Annotated in this window: 2 protein-coding genes; one reads left to right on the forward strand and one right to left on the reverse strand. The window is 66.3% G+C overall.

The window, feature by feature from the left end:
• On the reverse strand, positions 1-446 hold a 446-nt coding region (locus JK363_RS43640; protein WP_236076593.1), incomplete at its 3' end, for an AfsR/SARP family transcriptional regulator.
• Between the two features lie 27 nt (positions 447-473).
• On the opposite strand from JK363_RS43640, the gene JK363_RS43645 reads away from it, so the two are divergent.
• Positions 474-777 (forward strand): hypothetical protein (locus JK363_RS43645; RefSeq protein ID WP_236076594.1); only part of this gene is annotated, 304 nt, incomplete at its 3' end.

The raw sequence follows: 777 nt of genomic DNA on the forward strand, positions 1-777 counted from the left end.
GAGCGGGTGCGGGTGGTGAGCAGTGCGCGGGTGGCGGGGTCTGGTTCGAGGCCGAGTTCTTTGAGGTTGCGTTCGAGGAGGGTGAAGGTGTGGCGGGCTGTGTCGTGTCGTCCGGCGGCTTGGTGCAGGCGGATGGCGTGCTGGTAGAGCAGTTCGTGGGTGGGGCTGAGGGTGATGGCCTTTTCCAGCAGGGCGAGTGCGTCGTCGGCGTCCTGGCGGGTGCCGGTGTGTTCCGCGTGGTGAGCGAGGGCCGCGACCGCGTCGGCGGCTTTGCTCGCGAGGGATGCGCGGACGCTGTCGCTCCAGGGGTAGTCGCCGCCGTGGGCGAAGGGGCCGTGATAGTGCTCGACGGCGCGGCGCAGTGCGGACAGTCGCTGGGGCGTGTGGGTGGTGGTCGCTGCCTCGTGAAGCGCTTGGGTGAAGGCGGCGAGATCGGTTTCGACCATGCTGGGATGGAGTTTGTGTAGTTCTCCGTGCATCTGGATGAATTCAGCCCGGCTCCACCCGGTGGCAGCGCGCAGCACGCGTCGTACAGCGCGGCGGAGGTTTTTCAAATCTCTTGCGACGTGGTCGGGATTGTCGCTGAGGCGCAGGCTTCGGGCGATGTCGTCGGCGATCAGTCCGGTGGGGTGGGCTGCGAGGAGGGCGAGGAATTCGCGTACTTCGTCGCGCAGTCCTCCTCCGACGGGTTCGGGATTACCCTGTACGTAGAGCGTTACTGGGCCGAGGACATTCAAGTGGACCGGCTTGGCCTGTTGTGGTTCCTCGGGTTTTACG

The organism is Streptomyces coffeae, assembly GCF_016741875.1.
In the GTDB taxonomy this organism is placed as follows: domain Bacteria; phylum Actinomycetota; class Actinomycetes; order Streptomycetales; family Streptomycetaceae; genus Streptomyces; species Streptomyces coffeae.